Origin of the sequence: Neobacillus niacini, from assembly GCF_036961885.1 — a bacterium.
Classification (GTDB): domain Bacteria; phylum Bacillota; class Bacilli; order Bacillales; family Cytobacillaceae; genus Neobacillus; species Neobacillus niacini_H.
Genome location: NZ_JBALNQ010000054.1, coordinates 1 through 15996, shown reverse-complemented (window position 1 = coordinate 15996; position 15996 = coordinate 1). Strand labels below are relative to the sequence as shown.

Below are 15996 nucleotides of genomic sequence, written 5' to 3'. Positions count from 1 at the left end.
CCTATATAACTTTCTTTCTGCTGTAAAATCAAACCACTGCTTTTCACTTTCGGGATAATTTGCGTAATGAATAATACAAATAATTTGGTCTTCAACACATGAATCAGTCCAACATCCAAGTTTCAACTCTAAGTTATGGAAAACGTCCGCCCAATTTTCTATTTTTATTTGTTCAAGACTAAAATACTTGAGATAATTAACTAACTTATAAGCTAATTCATAACCAATAGAGGGTACTTGTTGAAAAGTTGCTAAACCTTTTAACGTTCTTGCCCGTTCATTTGATACATCGAACATATCCTTAATTTCTTCTGTTCCCAACTTGTGGAAGTCACTTAATTTTACTTTCATTTTCCTTAAAATATGTTTTTCCTCTTGTGATAAAGGTAACTTTGGTCTTTTTTCTCTCAAGAATTACCCCTCCCATTTAAGAAAGTGGTTTTGACATGTCCATCATATTTTTAAATCCAAGATCTTCATAAACTCTTCTCCCGGTTGAACTTGACCACAGCCTTGCCCGTTTTGCCCCTTTTTGTTTAAGCCATAAACAAATTTCATCTACTAATTTATAGGCTAATCCATTATTGCGGTGATTTTTCAACGTATATACTGCTATCACCCAACCAAATAGGCTCTGTTCTTCGGCAAGTGGGTAGGAATACTCTGTCCTAATTAGACCTCCTGCACAAGCCACAATATTATTATTGCTATCTATGGCAACCCTGAACATTAAATTACCTAAATTAGATTCTTTTACAAATAAATGTTTAACCTCTTCAACCCTATGTAGTTCTGGCTTTGGTATTCCATCAGTTTCTTCCATCTCACTTGCCATTCTGTACCAATAGTCTGCCATAATAGTAATTTCTTCATTAGTAGTCCATCTTGTTTCATACATTTCTATACCCCCCTAACTTATAGTATATATGATTTTGTTTGTTAAACTAAACTGCACGTTAGGATAAGAAGGGTCAATGTTGTAACCATCTTAAAAAAGCCCAAAATTGCACATTTCGATTTTTATAAGTTAAACTAAACGCCTTGTGTAACTTCCTGCAATTTATTTACAATTTTTATTTATATATTTTTATATATTATTTTTATAATGATAATCTATTTTCATGTCCTTTCATTTTGATATCCAATCCACCAATAAGGGGTTCTGTGAAATATAATTTTCAAAATATGCCATCCATTCTTTCAACTCACTAAACCTTAGGTTAAAGGATGCCGATATAATCATTGTATGTAATATTACATCCCAAGTAGAAAAAAGTGCACATACAATTTGGGGGATTTGGAGGTAGAAATGAGAAAACTTCTTTTTGTAATTAGTTTAATATTTACATTAGTTATAACTCCTATGGCTGGAAAGCAAATCAATGCATTTGCAGAGACACAGTATCTCAAAATAGATTTTGCTACAACTTATGGTTTTCAAATTTCCTGGAGGAACCTGCCTAGCAAAGATACCTACACATCTTTTAAAATCTATTTGAACGATGAACTGGTTAACCCTCTTCCAGCACCTGATGCGAGTGATTATTTGTTTACAAACCTAGCTCCATCAACTACGTATGGGGTTAAACTAGAGGGAAATTCAGGGGATACGAAGCTATATGAGGAAGCAATAACTGTATCGACTTCCGCTCCCGATCCAGTAAAAACTAGCAACTCAACGGATGTGTATTTCCCTAAACCGATTATTGGAACTAATGGTATGGTTACTATTAACGGTTTTGATTCTGAAACACTCTCTGATGGCAACAAATTATTTATCATGATACCGGATTCTGAATTTAATCGGGCTCAATTGGATTTGACATCTGATCAGGTTAAGAATATGAGAGCTAGTAATGTTATTTTAAGTATTAGTTTTTTAGATGCACGCCTCGTATTTAATACGAATAATCTTAAAGATGACAGTGCGGCCACAATTCTTTTAACTAAAGTTACTGAGGACATACCAGAAGCTGAGAAAGCAATAAGTTCTATCTTTGATTTTTCTGTTAAACAGGGGCAGAATATTATTTCAACATTCTCTACACCAGTAACAGTAGGTTTTGATGATATTGAGGAATCCAAATATAATACAAAAAATCTAAAAGTTTTTTATTTTAATGAGACCATCCAGAAGTGGGAAAATGTTGAAGGACTTTATACAGCCTGGAATGATGGTTCAGGGAAGGGTTTAGTAGCTACAAAAACAAGTCATTTTAGTACATATGCTGTAATGGAAGCAGCAGAGCAAACTCCGGTGAATAACGGGGCACTGACACCACCAGCTGTCAGCAAAGGAGATCAGTCAACTCCGATGGACACTAGCGGAGTTACTAGTTCTTCAATTGAGAATACCAAAGCAGCAAGTGCCGATATAAAAACGGTACAATCTGGAGGCGACGTGAACACTTCCAATGGTTACCCACTACCTAACACAGCAACCAATAACCTCAATTATATTATAATTGGTATAGTTTTGGTCTTAGCTACCTTACTCACTATGTTTATTCAAAAGAAAAGACAGAATAGTTATTAATCATAAAAAACAAATTAAACACAAGAAAAGGACTCCATATGTCGGTCCTCAGGCTGTCGAAAAACCATCGGCAGTCTTTTTTTATTTTATTGCTCTAGGAGCTGTCATTTTTTCATTAACTTCCGGAATTCGTTTAAGTAGAATTTTTCTCAATCTCTTTTTGAATCTTTCCCTATCGTAAAATCGAAGTTTAATCTAATTTTAAACGGGAAGATATACTATATATTTATTTCAATTGGAGGAGATTTTTAAATGAGTAATAATTCACAAAAAACAGCTGCAAGTAAAGCCCCAGCTGAAGCTCGGTTAAAATTAGCAACAACTGCAATGGTTAGTAATCAAAAGCTGCATGCAAAAGGGTATAGTAGTGAAAAAGGCTCGATAGGTTCAATTAATTTGGAAGATGCAAAAAAGATTATTAAGGAATGGCCAGCTACTTCTAAAATGGCGGCTGAAAATACAATTAATTTTTATGGCCCCCCCAATGAGGCAACTTCAAGCCGTTTAATCTGGTATAACAATGGACCTTGGAAACGAACGATAGCCTTTCGCGATGAGGTACCTCATGATTTCCCTGAGCCCCATACTGATGTACTTGAACAATTCATTGATTATCATGTGCCAGCAGATAAAGTAGGATTAGTTGCCCAGTTAGAAGGCAGTATCGTTATTGATCGTACAAAAGGTGAAGTTTCTGTCCACTGCGATAATGAAGGGGCAAATACTCTTTCTTTAAATATGATGCATGAAATCGTTACGGGTAAACGTACTCCCGAAGAAGCAAGAGCCTTTATTGCAAAGGAAATTGTTGAGTATGTATTAGGCCGTCCAGCACCATATGCCGAGAGTTTCCAATTTGAATTACCTATAGGAGAACAGTGGGACTCTGATATAACCATTGTGCAAGATGAGGAATTAGATCAAGCAGTTTCTAAAATGAAACAAACACTTGGATTAGACTAAAATTAGAAGTTTGTTCAGTTAAAACAAGTGCCTTTTATAGAGGGCACTTGTTCATTATTTTATACCCCTGTTCAATTACAAAAAGGGATTTTTAATAGTGCCAGGTACTAATAATATGCAAAAAAATTTTAAGTGAAAAGCGACTGCTCTAATTGAACAATCGCCCCCATTACTTTAAGTACATAGTTTCACAAAGTAGCACAAAAGTAGTTGTTGAATTAGTAGTATCCATGTACTAATCAATAAATGGATCTGTATTTTAAAAAAGTACATTACAACTAGAATAAAGATTATAAAGCTGAAGCCACTCATATCTTCAGCTTTATAATCTGTAAATAGGTAAACTACTTCCATATATCCATATATTTTTTTTTGTATTTTTTGTCTTCAACCGTATCAATTAAATCCAGAGCCGTTAGTTTAATAACCTCATCATTGAAATGGTCATATAAATTTTTCATGTTTTGAATAATGTCATTACGAATTAAGGTAAAATTCTTTTCATCTACGCATTTCTTAAAGCGTTCAACCATAAACTCCATAACAATTTGTTTTTGGGCTGTACCAGCAATTCCGACTTTCCATATAGATTGGAGGCTGTGTCTAGCTGTAACAAACTTTTCATCTTTTGTTACTTCCCACAACTTAGGGAAATCTTTCATAATTCTCATCTCTGGATCGCTTTTAGCTAGATTGGCTAAATATTGTGCTGCACGAGAGCGTTGATGGTTATCTTTATGAGTTAAGTCCTCTAATAGTTGATTCCATACCTCATAAGCCCAATCAACTTGTTGATCAGTTGCATTTAAAATATTTTGATAGGCTTCATAACGCTCATCTTTATCACCCGATTTTGATCTTTCAAATGCCAATTTTATTTGACTATCCATTTTTACACCACCTAATTTTCATGTTATAACGTTGAAAAGTAGTGATTTAATTATTTTCTCTACTAAAATAATAACATACACCAGTTGCACACCCCAAAAAATAATCATTACTGTAATAAGGCTCATATCTCTAAATTAACTATCCTGCTTCGTTAGCACAAGAAGAAAAAGTTGCCGCAACGACAGCCCTGCTCTTCAACTCTTGCCCCTGATAGCGTAACAAGGATTTTATATTAATTGGTATTTAAAAGATATTGTAAAAAACCATTGAATGTATTTGAACAGGTTGTTATTTCACTAAGGTCCATCCCTATAAATGCAACAGATACAATTTGTGTTTCATTCTTTCTTGAATCGAAGGCAAATGCTGTGTCACCTCCATCTGAACCAAATAGAACTAACCCTTTAGCAAAATCATTAACACCATAAGCTTCATTTAGTTCAATAATGTCCTCAATTGACCATAGGATTAAATAATTTTCACCTATACTTCCTTCAGCACCATTTGAGTAAGAAATAAATTCGAGATAATCATTGGGAAATGTAACTCCAAGTTCAGTCTCTACCTCTTTAACCTTATTCTCCTCGATTGGAGGCTTCAATTCTAATCCGTATGTATTAATCATACCGTTTCCCCACTTTTTTAATGTTGTAATATAACAATTCGTATTTCGATTTGATAATTCCTTCTTTCACTAAACTGCTTCGTTAGTGGAACAAGAAAAAGGCCGCCGAAGTAGCTGGTAAATAGGATATTACCGTTTTTTTCCATTACACTTTTAAGACACGTGCATCTGAGCTTCATCCTTGATCCTTAAATATGTGTGTTCACTTTACATTCACCCCTTCTACCCTGAAGCATTAATCATTTTCAAATTTTTGCTTTTCCATAACAATCCTTAGCATTTCAAATAACAAGAAGTTAAAAAATATCCAGACACCACCATATACATATCCACCTAAAATATCACTTGGAAGTAAATCCGTCGATGCAATATTTTCAATCGTTAACCCAATTAATAATAGTAACCCGAGTAAAGGAACGATGATGGACATTGTATTATTTTTCGAATGACGGACAAGTAAGAATAAGCATGTTCCATAAATAATGATGATCATAGTAGCATTTAAATCGGGAAAATTTGAGGAATGAAATTTCCCGACGAACCCTATTGATTGGAGATAGGAAAAAATCTGTATAACGGATTCATGAAACAACCTTGCTCCTAAAATGGACACGATGAGCAGGAGATACTCTAACACTCTGTTCCGACCCTTACTCCAAATCAGGATGATGCTTATTGCGATGATGGAACCCATCGCAATTGGGGTTTGAAAAATGAAAAAACCTTTCATCCAGTTCATATAAACGGCTGATTTGATGATATATTCAGCAATTTCATTAAACTGGGTAAACTCATTATATAAATAGTCTTGAGCCATTCCCAACATCAAGATCACCATTCCGACTAAAACTAAAGTGAGAAAAATAAGAAAGATTTCTGTTTTTCTTATGGTTTTTAGTCGTGCCATTAATCGCATTAACAGATGATTAAAAAAGTCTTTAATTTGAATTTTATAATACCGATATGTAAAATACCCCACTAACAAGATCACAATAACAATGATAAAAAGAATAAAATACTTTCTTGCGGCTTGATGGAATACCTCCCAACGAGGTCCTAAAACTTTTCCAAGGGTAATAAAGCAAAATCCCCATAAAAATGAACCTGTATAAGCAGGAATAATAAACTTCCGAAACGGCATTCTAGAAATCCCAGAAACATATCCGGTAAAATGCCTAACACCAGGAATAAAATAAGCAAAGATCAACAATTTACTACCAGAACGCTCAAACCAAGCTGCTGTTTTTTTATATCTTTCAGGTCCAAGATGAATGTACTTTCCGTATTTCTCGATTAGTTTATATCCTCCTGCCTTTCCAATCCAATACGTTACGGTTATACCCGCACCACCTGATACAAAGACAGTCAGGAGTGCCAAAAGATAATTCATTTTTCCCTGAAATACAAAATAACCAGCGGAGCTCATTAAAAATTCACCTGATATAGGTAGAGCCAAGAGTTCTAGAAAAATCCCTAAAAATAGAACCAGATAACTGCGCTGTTCAAATAAAGTTATTAAGTGTGACATAAAAATGCCTCCATTACTTTAAGTCAATCCTTTGGATTAACGAACCGTGACTTGAACAAATCATATTAAACAAAGACGATATGAAAAGATCGATTTAAAATATTAAATCAATATGAGAATAGATCAAGAATCTGTGGAGTGAAAACCAGGATGAGGGACATCAAGAAAAGGCGGTGGGCAAATATTACGCTGATTATTTAAATTATTCACCATTGGTCTATCCCTACCAACTTTTTCACTAAAAGTCCAAATAAGACCATTTATTTGGAAATCCATTGATATTGAATATCTGGTAAATTTTCTTCATTTTCATGTCCTCTACTTATGATTTCAAACCCATGTTTTTCATAAAACCGTTGTGCTTTTTCATTTACTTCAAATGTGTACAATGTTAATTTCCCACTTGATTGTGCTTTTGCTTTATCTAGTAATGTTTGGCCTATACTGATTCCTTGATACTCTAGATGAATATATAGTTGGCTTATTTCCCTATTGTTATAGGCGATCATTCCAACAACTTCTTCATCAATTAACGCTAAATCTATTTGAAACTGTTCAGGTAATATATGATTTAAAAAATATACGTGACTTTCAAAGTCGTGAATTTCTTTTTGGCCAATAGCCTGTTCCTTACTATCTCGCCACATATTCACGGTTTGTTCTGCGTATTTGGAGCTATACGGAGTAATTCTGATGTTATATTGTTTCATTTTATGCCTCCTCAGCATATATACCGAACTCAGTTGATGTTCTAAATCCAAAGCGTCGATAGTATCTAAAATCTCCTTCAACAATCATTCCCTTATATCCTCTTTCAGAAGCTAATTTAATACCTTCCTGCAATATGAACTTGCCAACACCTTGTCGTTGCTTTTTAATTACCACAGAGACGGGAGATAACATTAAAATTTCGTTTTCATATTTATTACTTATTGGAAGTTTTGAAAGTATAAAGTGTCCATTAATTTCCCCTTTCTCCTCAGCAACTAAATCAAATTGTGGGATGTAATATTGTTTTTCCCGAATCTCCTTTACAAGAGATTTTTCAACTACACCATCTGAAAAGCTCGTATTCTTGAATATTTCATAAACAAACTCTACTATATTCTTCTTGTTTAACAGCTCTAATTATCATCATAATTTCCCCTCCATTACCTAAGAAAGTTCAACCTCATTTATTAAATACTTCTTTAACATACCTGCTTGTTAACACAATTAGAAAAGCTGCCAAAATGACAGCTTCGATCTTCAATTATCGCACCCGTTCGTAATAAGATTACCCTAAGATTTACCCCTCGCTCTGCCCATTGTCGATTGGAGATGATTAAACCTTGAGCATATCCGTCGAGTAAAATAATTGTATCTCCCGACAAAAGACTAGTTAGAATAACGTCAAAACTAGTTTCTTCTTTAATTTCTCCAACTGTTAAAGCAACATCTTTTAATACACGAATAAGATTTTGCTCAGGGAATTTTTTTTTCTGTAAATCAATCTCCTTGATATCTAGCATGAGAGTTTCCAAAATAAAGTTTTGTAATGAGGGTGTATTGGTTAATCCATCCGTATATATCACACCCGCTTTAATGGTTCCTTCTTTTCCAAATCGAATTTCACGAATGATTATGTCTGAACTTTTCCCAAGTGTATCTTTTAGCGCTTGTATATTTTGTTGAAGACTAGTTTTTAATCCATCTTTTGTACTGGGTTCCATCGATTGACTGGGTATAGAAGTATTAGGATTCAACACTTTTCTATTTTTCTTCTTTAAAAATCTCATATTTTCTCTCTCTTTTAACTTCTTATAGAAGTAAGATAATTTACTAAATGATCTTCTCTATCGGGTTATCATAGATGTTAATATTACCTAATATTAGCTGCTTTATTATTTTTATACGTTCAATAAACCGTCTACAAGTACGTCATCCATAATGAAATGAAAAAGTAAGGGCTGAGGAAAAAAATTAACAAGAAATAAGGGTATTAGAAAAAGGACCAAAGCTGGTCCTTTTTCTAATTTTTTAAAGGCGTGTTGTCCAAGGATAAGCGTGGTTGCTCGTGAATTGAGCCAAGGGCTGGTAGCTATGGTAGTTTAAGTGCAAGTTTTCGCAAATACTTCGTTAGTCCTATAAAGCTTTAAATCCCGTTCACTTTATTTAGAATTTCCAATAGGCGTGTAATTTCTCTATTTAAGCAGCGTGAAACATCTACTATAAAGTACGTGCAGTCCCCCCGTCCATTAACTTAAAATGGATATCAGATGATGTTCCTTCTTCAATATGCTTTGGAACATCTGATAATTCGAGTAATTTCTTCAAATGAATAGACTTTTTACGATTAGCTTCTATTGTAATACTATACGGTCCAGCTAAATTCATAAGTGATTCCATTCGTACTTCGTCTTCCATGAAAAAAGAATCCATAAATTCTAATTCAAATGACACATCCTCATTGCTACGATTATGTAATACAAAATTGCATTCCCCATTCAATAAGTCTTGGCTAACAGACTCAAAATTGCACTTGCCATTACCATCATATGAAATTGCTGTAATGCCACTCGCTAAAGTTTCTTGATATATCAAAATTAGAAGATTTGGCAAAAGTCCATATACTATTAAAACTATTATTATTGTTCGAAAGTGATATTTCTTCATACCATTGACAAGTAATATCATGGCGATTACAAACAAAACGGACCCAATTATTCCAAGTAAAATATAGCCATCTTGATTGCGAATTGGAAACGACATGAATGTAGAACGTGCTTCTAACATTACATTATTAGGAAACGGGAAATACAAATACATACATATACCTAAAAGAATAACTGAAGCAATGAGTGCAAATTTACTTTTTATCATTGTATACCTCCTCTCTTTATCACACTTAATCTCTCTTTTTTAACTGATATAAATTAGAATAGGCAGCTAGACACGATTCTTATTTTTGTTTCATCAAGACTTTTTTTATCGATTTTTTCAGAAAGGATTAGTTTAATTCATCTACTCGATTTATTAATTTCATCTACAAGAGTTTGTAATGCGTTCCCCTTATGAGAATCTTTCATATTTTTTTTGAATTCAAATCTGTTTTTATAAACAGTATTTAAATTTTCGATTAGCGTTTCACGGGTAAGTTTTTCTTCCTCCAACGTAAGGGAGTACCCTTTATCTTGAAACGCCTTTGCATTTAAAATTTGGTCGCCTCTACTTTGATCTAACCCTAACGGAATTATAAGCATTGGAATATTTAAGGCTAGAAATTCAAATATGGCATTTGAGCCGCCCCTAGTGATCACGATATCTGTTGCCGCTAAAATATCCGAGAGTTCCTCATGAACATATTCAAATTGCTTATACCTTGAATGGGAGGTTAAATGGCCATCTAGATTATTTTTTCCACACAAATGAACAATCTGGTAAGTAGCCGTTAGTTGATCTAAGGATTGCCGAACTACTGCATTTATTTTTTTCGCCCCTAAACTTCCTCCCATAATCGTTAAAATGGGACTATGATGATCAAACCCGAGAAAATCTCTTCCTTTTATTGCTGAACCATTTATTATTTCTTTTCTAATAGGAGAACCAATATCCATCGTTTTATTTTTCGGAAAAAATTCTTTTGTCTCTTCAAAGGAAGTAAAGATCCGTGTTGAAAATCTTTGCGAAATTTTATTTGCTAGTCCTGGCGTCATATCACTTTCATGAATATAAATCGGTATTCCTAATGATTTAGCACCTATGATGACAGGAACTGAAACAAATCCACCTTTAGAGAATACTAAATCCGGCATGATCTTTTTTAGAACACTTCTAGCTTCAAAACATCCTTTTATTACTCGAAAAATATCCACGAAATTTTCAAAATCGATATATCTTCTAAGTTTCCCGCTATTTATTCCAAAGTAAGGAATACCTACTTTTTTGATTAATTCTTTTTCAATTCCTTTTTTCGACCCAATATAATATTTGTCCCAATTGTCGAGTTCATTAATAATTGCGATATTTGGTGTTACATGCCCCGCAGAACCTCCACCAGTAAATACAATTTTCTTTTTTGGCATATTTCCCCCTGCCTAATCATAGTTCTACTATCCATTATACGTTGTTACAAACTGTAAATTCATCAATTTTGATATCAAATATCTCTGTTCTCTACAACATTTATTTTAGCTTATTAGAAAAACTAGCACTTTACCAACGACATCTCTGTAAAACATAGAAATGAAAGTTTATTAGAAAAATGTATAGTATACTATTTTTACCAATTACTTTGAGGTGAGGTTATGTGGAATTTAACAAAAGATGCGAAAGTAAAATTTTCAAAATGTCATCTTCTTCCTATTCACGAATCTGATGATGACTGGAAAATGGCCATGAGAGAAGCAAAAGCGGAAGGAGTAGACCTCATTGCGCGTTTGAAGGAAGAACTTGAAGAAGTAAAAGAATTGTTACACGTCTTGCCAGGCCGTTTCATTCCGTATATGGAAGATGGTACATTAAATCAACCGACATTACCCAAAGCAGTGAGGGAAGATTATTTACAATGGGTGCAGGACTCAGCCAAGGAATTTGAACAAATTTTAGATGCTGCGTATGAACATACACAACAAGCCGTTGCCTATTTACCAACAGCGGTACAAGATGTTTATGCGGAAAGTCTGCATGATGCAATCATTGAGCGAATGGAACGTGAGGGGGATACGCTTCATCTTTACATCAATACAGATGGCGGGTTTTCTACCAAATCCCATATTCATCTTACTTTTTGTGAAGTCATTACGGAAGAATCGGATGTACCATTAAAAGTTGGGCAATGGTTGATTTATGATGAGCTGCAGAAAACGGATGATGGGTTTGCGTTCCGGGTGTTGTTTGATTGTCCTGATGCGGAGTGGACCATTACCATGAAGGGGATGGACGCCCAGTATTATTATCGTCCGATGGTGTATACGAGATTGAGAGATGAAGAAAAGCTTGAAGATACCTCACTTGCTGATTACATTGGCCTGTTAAATCCCGATCATCGATATTGGTTGATTACACCTCATTTGACGTGCAGTATTAAAGCATTTACAGAAAATATTATTTTAGATACTGGAATAATCGAATTGGGACAAAATGAAATGGTGGTTACCTTTGAGAATCAACGTTTTATTTATGATTTAGATGAGTACAATCCAACTCAGTTCATTTATACGGATGTATTTGAAGATCCTTATGCACATTTTAACGAACCTGTCCCAGCAGAACAAATCGAAGCAGCTGCCTTAGGTAATGATTTGGAGTTACAAGTGCGTGCTTGGAATACAATGTACGCGAATCCGAGCGAACTAGCAGCGATTATTAATCGGGTTTTATTAAAAATGAAAATAACAGAAGAAAATGAAATGATGGTTAGCGTTTATATCAGCCATTTTTATAAAAATATGATTTTGACTGAAGAAGTCTTAGAAAAATATCATAATTTAATTGATTAGCGAACAGTGCCAGGCACTGTTCGCTTAGTTACTCATTTAATTATACGTTATATAATGCACCGTCAATAGTGAATGAAGATGAGCTTACATACGAAGCTTCGTCAGAAAGTAAAAACGCAATTACGTTAGCTACTTCTTCAGGTTCACCGTAGCGTTTCATTGGTACTGCATCGTTATAAGCTGCTTGTACTGCTTCTGCTGCACCGGGCGCAACGTTTGCTTCAATTTTACGCATCATTTGTGTATTAATTACACCTGGGTTTACTGTGTTCACACGAACGTTAAATCCTGCTGCCTCTAAAGCCGCAACCTTATTAATACCCATTACAGCGTGTTTAGATGAATTGTATAATACCATGCTTGGTGAGCCAATTAAACCAGCTACTGATGAAGTATTGACGATTGAACCAGATTTTTGTTCTTTCATGATTGGTAATACGTATTTAAGACCGAAAAGTACGCCTTTTACGTTAATTCCATAAACAAAATCAAATTCTTTTTCTGTAATTTCTTCAATTGATTTAGCTGGACCCTCAACTCCTGCATTATTAACAAAGCCATCAATGCGACCAAATTTAGAAATTGTTTGAGTTACATAATTTTTAACACTTTCTTCATTCGAAACATCTGCTTTTACCAGTAAGCTATTTTCTTCTGTTAAACCAAGTTCCGTTTGAACGGATTTAATTGCATCTTCGTTTAAATCAACTAATACGACTTTCGCTTGTGCGTTAGCTAATTTTCGTACTACTTCTTTCCCTATACCGCCTGCTGCACCTGTTACGATTACTACTTTACCTTGTAAATTTGTCATGCTAATTCCTCCAATGTTTTAAAAATTTATATTTAAAAAGTTTGTGAACTTTTTGTGAACAACTTTAAAATAATACTTTATCGAAATATTTTCAATTAAAGAGTCTTGAATTAAGAATACTTTTAAAAAATTTTTAACCAACAGATTTATTAGAAAAAAAATACCTTGGCAAATAGTCGTGAGAATAGTGATTGGATTGTTATTATTGTGGAAGATGGTATTATTGATACTGCAAGATTACTAATAATTATGAAAACTATTTAGATATACCAATAGGATATCTATTTTTGGATTAATGTTCCTTTTTATTGTTTAACCATGTAAACAAGACTACAATTTTACTTATAAATACGAAATAAATAAGAAAAGAGAGATTTTCATGAAATCTTCAAAGAAATTGGCCTTGTATATATTAATGTTTGATATGTTTATCACCTTTAGTGCGGTTGGTCTCATCATCCCAGTGATGCCAGCATATTTGAAAATTTTTGGTGCTGCCGGGCAGGTATTGGGATTTATCATTGCGGTGATCGCCTTTGCACAGTTTATTTTCTCTCCAATCGCAGGGAACTTATCTGATCGCCACGGACGGAAAAATTTAATCATTTTCGGTCTTTTGGTGAATGGTCTTTCACAAATAGGATTCGGTCTTTCTACAGAACTATGGATGCTTTTTGTTTGCAGATTCTTTACTGGTGTTGGGTCAGCCTTTATCGTACCTCCTATTATGGCCTACACGGCGGATATTACTACCAATGCCCAACGAGGGAAAGCAATGGGCTGGATTGGTGCCGCGATTTCATTGGGCTTTATGATTGGACCTGGGATCGGCGGGTTCCTGTCAAATGTCAGCTTGCACTTCCCTTTCTATTTTGGAGGCTCAGCCACCATCATTGCTGGAATTCTATCTTTCATTATCCTGCCATCCATCAAACCTGTAATAAATAAGCAGGAAAAAGGTGAAAATTTATTACAACAAATGGCACGTTCCTTCAAAACTAAGTACTTTGTTTTATTAATCGTTGTGTTTGTCTTCTCATTTGGGATTTCTAACTTTCAATCAACCTTAACGATGTTTTTAACCAATAAATTTAATTACACCCCCAATGACCTTGCCATCGTCATGACAGTTGGCGGCTTTGTCGGTGTCGTGGTTCAGGGATTTGCACTAAATAAACTTTTTCGTGTGTTTGGTGAAATGAAAATTATTTTATTCGGCTTACTTGTTGCGGCAATTAGTTTATATGGAATGCTATATATCAGCGGCTTTTTCATTATCCTATTGTTTGCTACCATATTCTCAACTGCCACAACTTTAATTCGCCCTGCCGTCAATACCTTAATTTCAAAAACAGCAGGTGATGAACAAGGGTATGCTGCCGGTATGAATAATTCCTATATGAGTTTAGGCAACATGATTGGACCTGCATTAGCCGGGACCTTATTCGATTGGCATATGAGTCTTCCTTTTACAGTTGGCGCAATTATATTACTCAGCTGCTTTGTCCTTACATTTGTTTGGACAAAAAGGAAACATGGCGGCAGTTCTTTTGCTCCCATGTCTAAGTAGAGGAAGCTTAATGGCGATTCTTCTGGTTTCCTGAAACGTATCTTTCACACTTGCCAAGGCAGCCGCCTAAGTTAAAAGGTCGAAGTAGAGACATTCTACTTCGACCTTTTATGATTTTACACGCAAATTGTTTTGCAATGGGGTCAGGCACCTTTTGTCAGTCCCGTAACATTAGAGAAAGATGCAATGCACAGGCACTAAAAAACTCCCAGCTCATGCGAGGGGATTCTAATTTTCAGCAAGTCCTTTAAAAAGTTCCACTGCGGTTTCGATGATTTCATCGCGGAAGTCATACTCATAGGTATGGATATGCGGATAATCTTCGCCGTTTCCGATGTAGCACATCGCACCCTTTGTTAACTTCGTGTAGTGGCCGAAATCTTCTGAGGCACGGAAGGCTTCCTTCATTTCAACCAATTGAAATCCTTTTTCTTGACTAACCTTACGAATTTTGTCAGAACTTTCCGTGTGGTTTACCGTTTCTGGAAATTCATCGTTGAACGAGAAGTTTATTTTTAGTCCGTACTTTTCTGCTTGTTCGCGTGCAAGGTCTTCAAGGTTTTTCTGAAGATGATCCAATTCTGCTTCGTACAGTGCACGGATAGTTAAGAGAAGGTCCCCTTTGCTTGCAGCTAAACCAAATGCTCTTTCCCCTATGTTTACGTGAACAACCGTACAAAGTACCAAACCTTCATTATTTTTAGATGAGGTAAGCGCTGGAATCGCATCAATAATTTTTGCAATCGCAAAGGAAGGATTGACTCCATTTTCCGGCTGACTAGCATGAGCAGGAGAACCTTCCATGTGGATGGTCATGCCCTTGGAGGCACAATGAGCGGTTCCGTCAATGACATTGATGGAATTAAAAGCCATTCCACTCATATTATGAAAGGCGAAAATTTCTTCAATGTTATGTTCCTTAATAAAAGTGGCACATTGGATCGCGCCATCTCCTGTTTCCTCCGCATGCTGGAAAAGGAAAAAGATGTTTTTGTCCCCACCCTTTTGGTCGATTTCCAGTGCAAAGCCGGCTAGGCTTGCCGCATGCCCATCATGTCCACATTTGTGGGATACCCCAGGATTTTTGGAAGCGTGTGGAATGTCAATTACTTCCGGCATGGGAAGTGCATCAAAATCTGCGCGATAGGCAATGTTCTGTTTATCTTCACCTGCTCGATAAATTGCATAAAACCAAAGGCCTCTATCTATAATTTCCAGTCGAGTATGCATTTTTAGAAAATTGATTAAATGCTGTTTCGTCCAAACCTCTGCATTCGAAACTTCAGGATGTTGGTGCAATTCATGACGCAGCTGTTTAGCTAATTCCAAATTTTTTATATCCAACGTGCCTTTAACCCCTTTCTTAGTTCAAAGTTAAAATGGATCTGGCAGCCCAAACTTTCTAAGTAACACTCTCCGTATTATTTATATCTACTTTATAGTAAACTAACTATCGGTCTATTTTAAACTCTTATTTTCCGAATTCTATAAACCTTGCGACAGTTCACATCTCTCTAGTCAAAATAAAGACATTAAATCAAATAAAAACGGCGAACAGTGCCTGCCACTGTCGCCATCCGAGAGTATTT

16 protein-coding genes are annotated in these 15996 nt (G+C 35.2%); 4 read left to right on the top strand and 12 right to left on the bottom strand.

Annotated elements, in window-relative coordinates; translation table 11 throughout:
• Positions 1–411, bottom strand: a 411-nt coding sequence (locus V7124_RS20410; RefSeq protein ID WP_335492877.1) for a helix-hairpin-helix domain-containing protein, incomplete at its 3' end; no start/stop codon positions are given.
• 16 nt (positions 412–427) lie between these two features.
• Positions 428–898 (bottom strand): GNAT family N-acetyltransferase, encoded by a 471-nt coding sequence (locus V7124_RS20405; protein WP_335492875.1) that lies wholly within the window; start codon positions 896–898, stop codon positions 428–430.
• Between the two features lie 411 nt (positions 899–1309).
• Between V7124_RS20405 and V7124_RS20400 the strand changes: the two genes are divergently transcribed.
• A complete protein-coding gene (locus V7124_RS20400) occupies positions 1310–2536 on the top strand; it encodes an LPXTG cell wall anchor domain-containing protein (RefSeq protein WP_335492873.1) in 1227 nt (408 codons plus the stop codon).
• Between the two features lie 252 nt (positions 2537–2788).
• Entirely contained in the window at positions 2789–3499 is a 711-nt protein-coding gene (locus V7124_RS20395) for a hypothetical protein (protein ID WP_335492871.1), read from the top strand.
• Positions 3500–3843: 344 nt separating this feature from the next.
• On the opposite strand, the gene V7124_RS20390 is transcribed toward V7124_RS20395, so the two are convergent.
• The 8 genes from V7124_RS20390 to V7124_RS20355 form a co-directional block, all read right to left on the bottom strand.
• Positions 3844–4389: a hypothetical protein gene (locus tag V7124_RS20390; RefSeq protein ID WP_335411424.1), complete on the bottom strand. Its 546-nt coding sequence runs from the start codon at positions 4387–4389 to the stop codon at positions 3844–3846.
• 233 nt (positions 4390–4622) lie between these two features.
• Positions 4623–5015, bottom strand: a complete 393-nt coding sequence (locus tag V7124_RS20385; protein WP_335492869.1) for an SMI1/KNR4 family protein — start codon at positions 5013–5015, stop codon at positions 4623–4625.
• A gap of 235 nt (positions 5016–5250) precedes the next feature.
• Entirely contained in the window at positions 5251–6543 is a 1293-nt protein-coding gene (locus tag V7124_RS20380; protein ID WP_335492867.1) for a DedA family protein, read from the bottom strand.
• Positions 6544–6803: 260 nt separating this feature from the next.
• Positions 6804–7253, bottom strand: a complete 450-nt coding sequence (locus V7124_RS20375) for a GNAT family N-acetyltransferase (RefSeq protein ID WP_335492865.1) — start codon at positions 7251–7253, stop codon at positions 6804–6806.
• 1 nt (position 7254) lies between these two features.
• Complete coding sequence (locus tag V7124_RS20370; RefSeq protein WP_335492879.1) at positions 7255–7494, bottom strand: GNAT family N-acetyltransferase; 240 nt, start codon at positions 7492–7494, stop codon at positions 7255–7257.
• Between the two features lie 239 nt (positions 7495–7733).
• Entirely contained in the window at positions 7734–8255 is a 522-nt protein-coding gene (locus V7124_RS20365; protein ID WP_335492863.1) for a spore germination protein, read from the bottom strand.
• A 496-nt stretch (positions 8256–8751) separates the two neighbouring features.
• Positions 8752–9405 carry a hypothetical protein gene (locus V7124_RS20360; RefSeq protein ID WP_335492861.1) on the bottom strand — a complete coding sequence of 218 codons (654 nt, stop codon included), beginning with the start codon at positions 9403–9405 and terminating at the stop codon, positions 8752–8754.
• A gap of 137 nt (positions 9406–9542) precedes the next feature.
• A complete protein-coding gene (locus tag V7124_RS20355) occupies positions 9543–10607 on the bottom strand; it encodes an undecaprenyldiphospho-muramoylpentapeptide beta-N-acetylglucosaminyltransferase (protein ID WP_335411406.1) in 1065 nt (354 codons plus the stop codon).
• 222 nt (positions 10608–10829) lie between these two features.
• Between V7124_RS20355 and V7124_RS20350 the strand changes: the two genes are divergently transcribed.
• Complete coding sequence (locus tag V7124_RS20350) at positions 10830–12023, top strand: DUF4085 family protein (protein ID WP_335492858.1); 1194 nt, start codon at positions 10830–10832, stop codon at positions 12021–12023.
• A 40-nt stretch (positions 12024–12063) separates the two neighbouring features.
• Here V7124_RS20350 and V7124_RS20345 read toward each other — a convergent pair whose 3' ends face one another.
• A complete protein-coding gene (locus V7124_RS20345) occupies positions 12064–12837 on the bottom strand; it encodes an SDR family NAD(P)-dependent oxidoreductase (protein ID WP_335411397.1) in 774 nt (257 codons plus the stop codon).
• Positions 12838–13216: 379 nt separating this feature from the next.
• Here V7124_RS20345 and V7124_RS20340 point away from each other — a divergent pair, with 379 nt between their 5' ends.
• Positions 13217–14407, top strand: a complete 1191-nt coding sequence (locus V7124_RS20340; RefSeq protein ID WP_335492856.1) for an MFS transporter — start codon at positions 13217–13219, stop codon at positions 14405–14407.
• Between the two features lie 228 nt (positions 14408–14635).
• On the opposite strand, the gene V7124_RS20335 is transcribed toward V7124_RS20340, so the two are convergent.
• A complete protein-coding gene (locus tag V7124_RS20335) occupies positions 14636–15751 on the bottom strand; it encodes an amidohydrolase (RefSeq protein WP_335492854.1) in 1116 nt (371 codons plus the stop codon).
• Positions 15752–15996: the final 245 nt, after the last annotated feature.

What these genes read in the sequence shown, in the direction of transcription:
- V7124_RS20365 (WP_335492863.1), bottom strand. Translation starts at nt 8,255, where the DNA reads ATGGAACCCAGTACAAAAGATGGATTAAAAACTAGTCTTCAACAAAAT.
- V7124_RS20350 (WP_335492858.1), top strand. Translation starts at nt 10,830, where the DNA reads ATGTGGAATTTAACAAAAGATGCGAAAGTAAAATTTTCAAAATGTCAT.
- V7124_RS20355 (WP_335411406.1), bottom strand. Translation starts at nt 10,607, where the DNA reads ATGCCAAAAAAGAAAATTGTATTTACTGGTGGAGGTTCTGCGGGGCAT.
- V7124_RS20405 (WP_335492875.1), bottom strand. Translation starts at nt 898, where the DNA reads ATGTATGAAACAAGATGGACTACTAATGAAGAAATTACTATTATGGCA.
- V7124_RS20390 (WP_335411424.1), bottom strand. Translation starts at nt 4,389, where the DNA reads ATGGATAGTCAAATAAAATTGGCATTTGAAAGATCAAAATCGGGTGAT.
- V7124_RS20380 (WP_335492867.1), bottom strand. Translation starts at nt 6,543, where the DNA reads ATGTCACACTTAATAACTTTATTTGAACAGCGCAGTTATCTGGTTCTA.
- V7124_RS20395 (WP_335492871.1), top strand. Translation starts at nt 2,789, where the DNA reads ATGAGTAATAATTCACAAAAAACAGCTGCAAGTAAAGCCCCAGCTGAA.
- V7124_RS20385 (WP_335492869.1), bottom strand. Translation starts at nt 5,015, where the DNA reads ATGATTAATACATACGGATTAGAATTGAAGCCTCCAATCGAGGAGAAT.
- V7124_RS20360 (WP_335492861.1), bottom strand. Translation starts at nt 9,405, where the DNA reads ATGATAAAAAGTAAATTTGCACTCATTGCTTCAGTTATTCTTTTAGGT.
- V7124_RS20375 (WP_335492865.1), bottom strand. Translation starts at nt 7,253, where the DNA reads ATGAAACAATATAACATCAGAATTACTCCGTATAGCTCCAAATACGCA.
- V7124_RS20400 (WP_335492873.1), top strand. Translation starts at nt 1,310, where the DNA reads ATGAGAAAACTTCTTTTTGTAATTAGTTTAATATTTACATTAGTTATA.
- V7124_RS20345 (WP_335411397.1), bottom strand. Translation starts at nt 12,837, where the DNA reads ATGACAAATTTACAAGGTAAAGTAGTAATCGTAACAGGTGCAGCAGGC.
- V7124_RS20340 (WP_335492856.1), top strand. Translation starts at nt 13,217, where the DNA reads ATGAAATCTTCAAAGAAATTGGCCTTGTATATATTAATGTTTGATATG.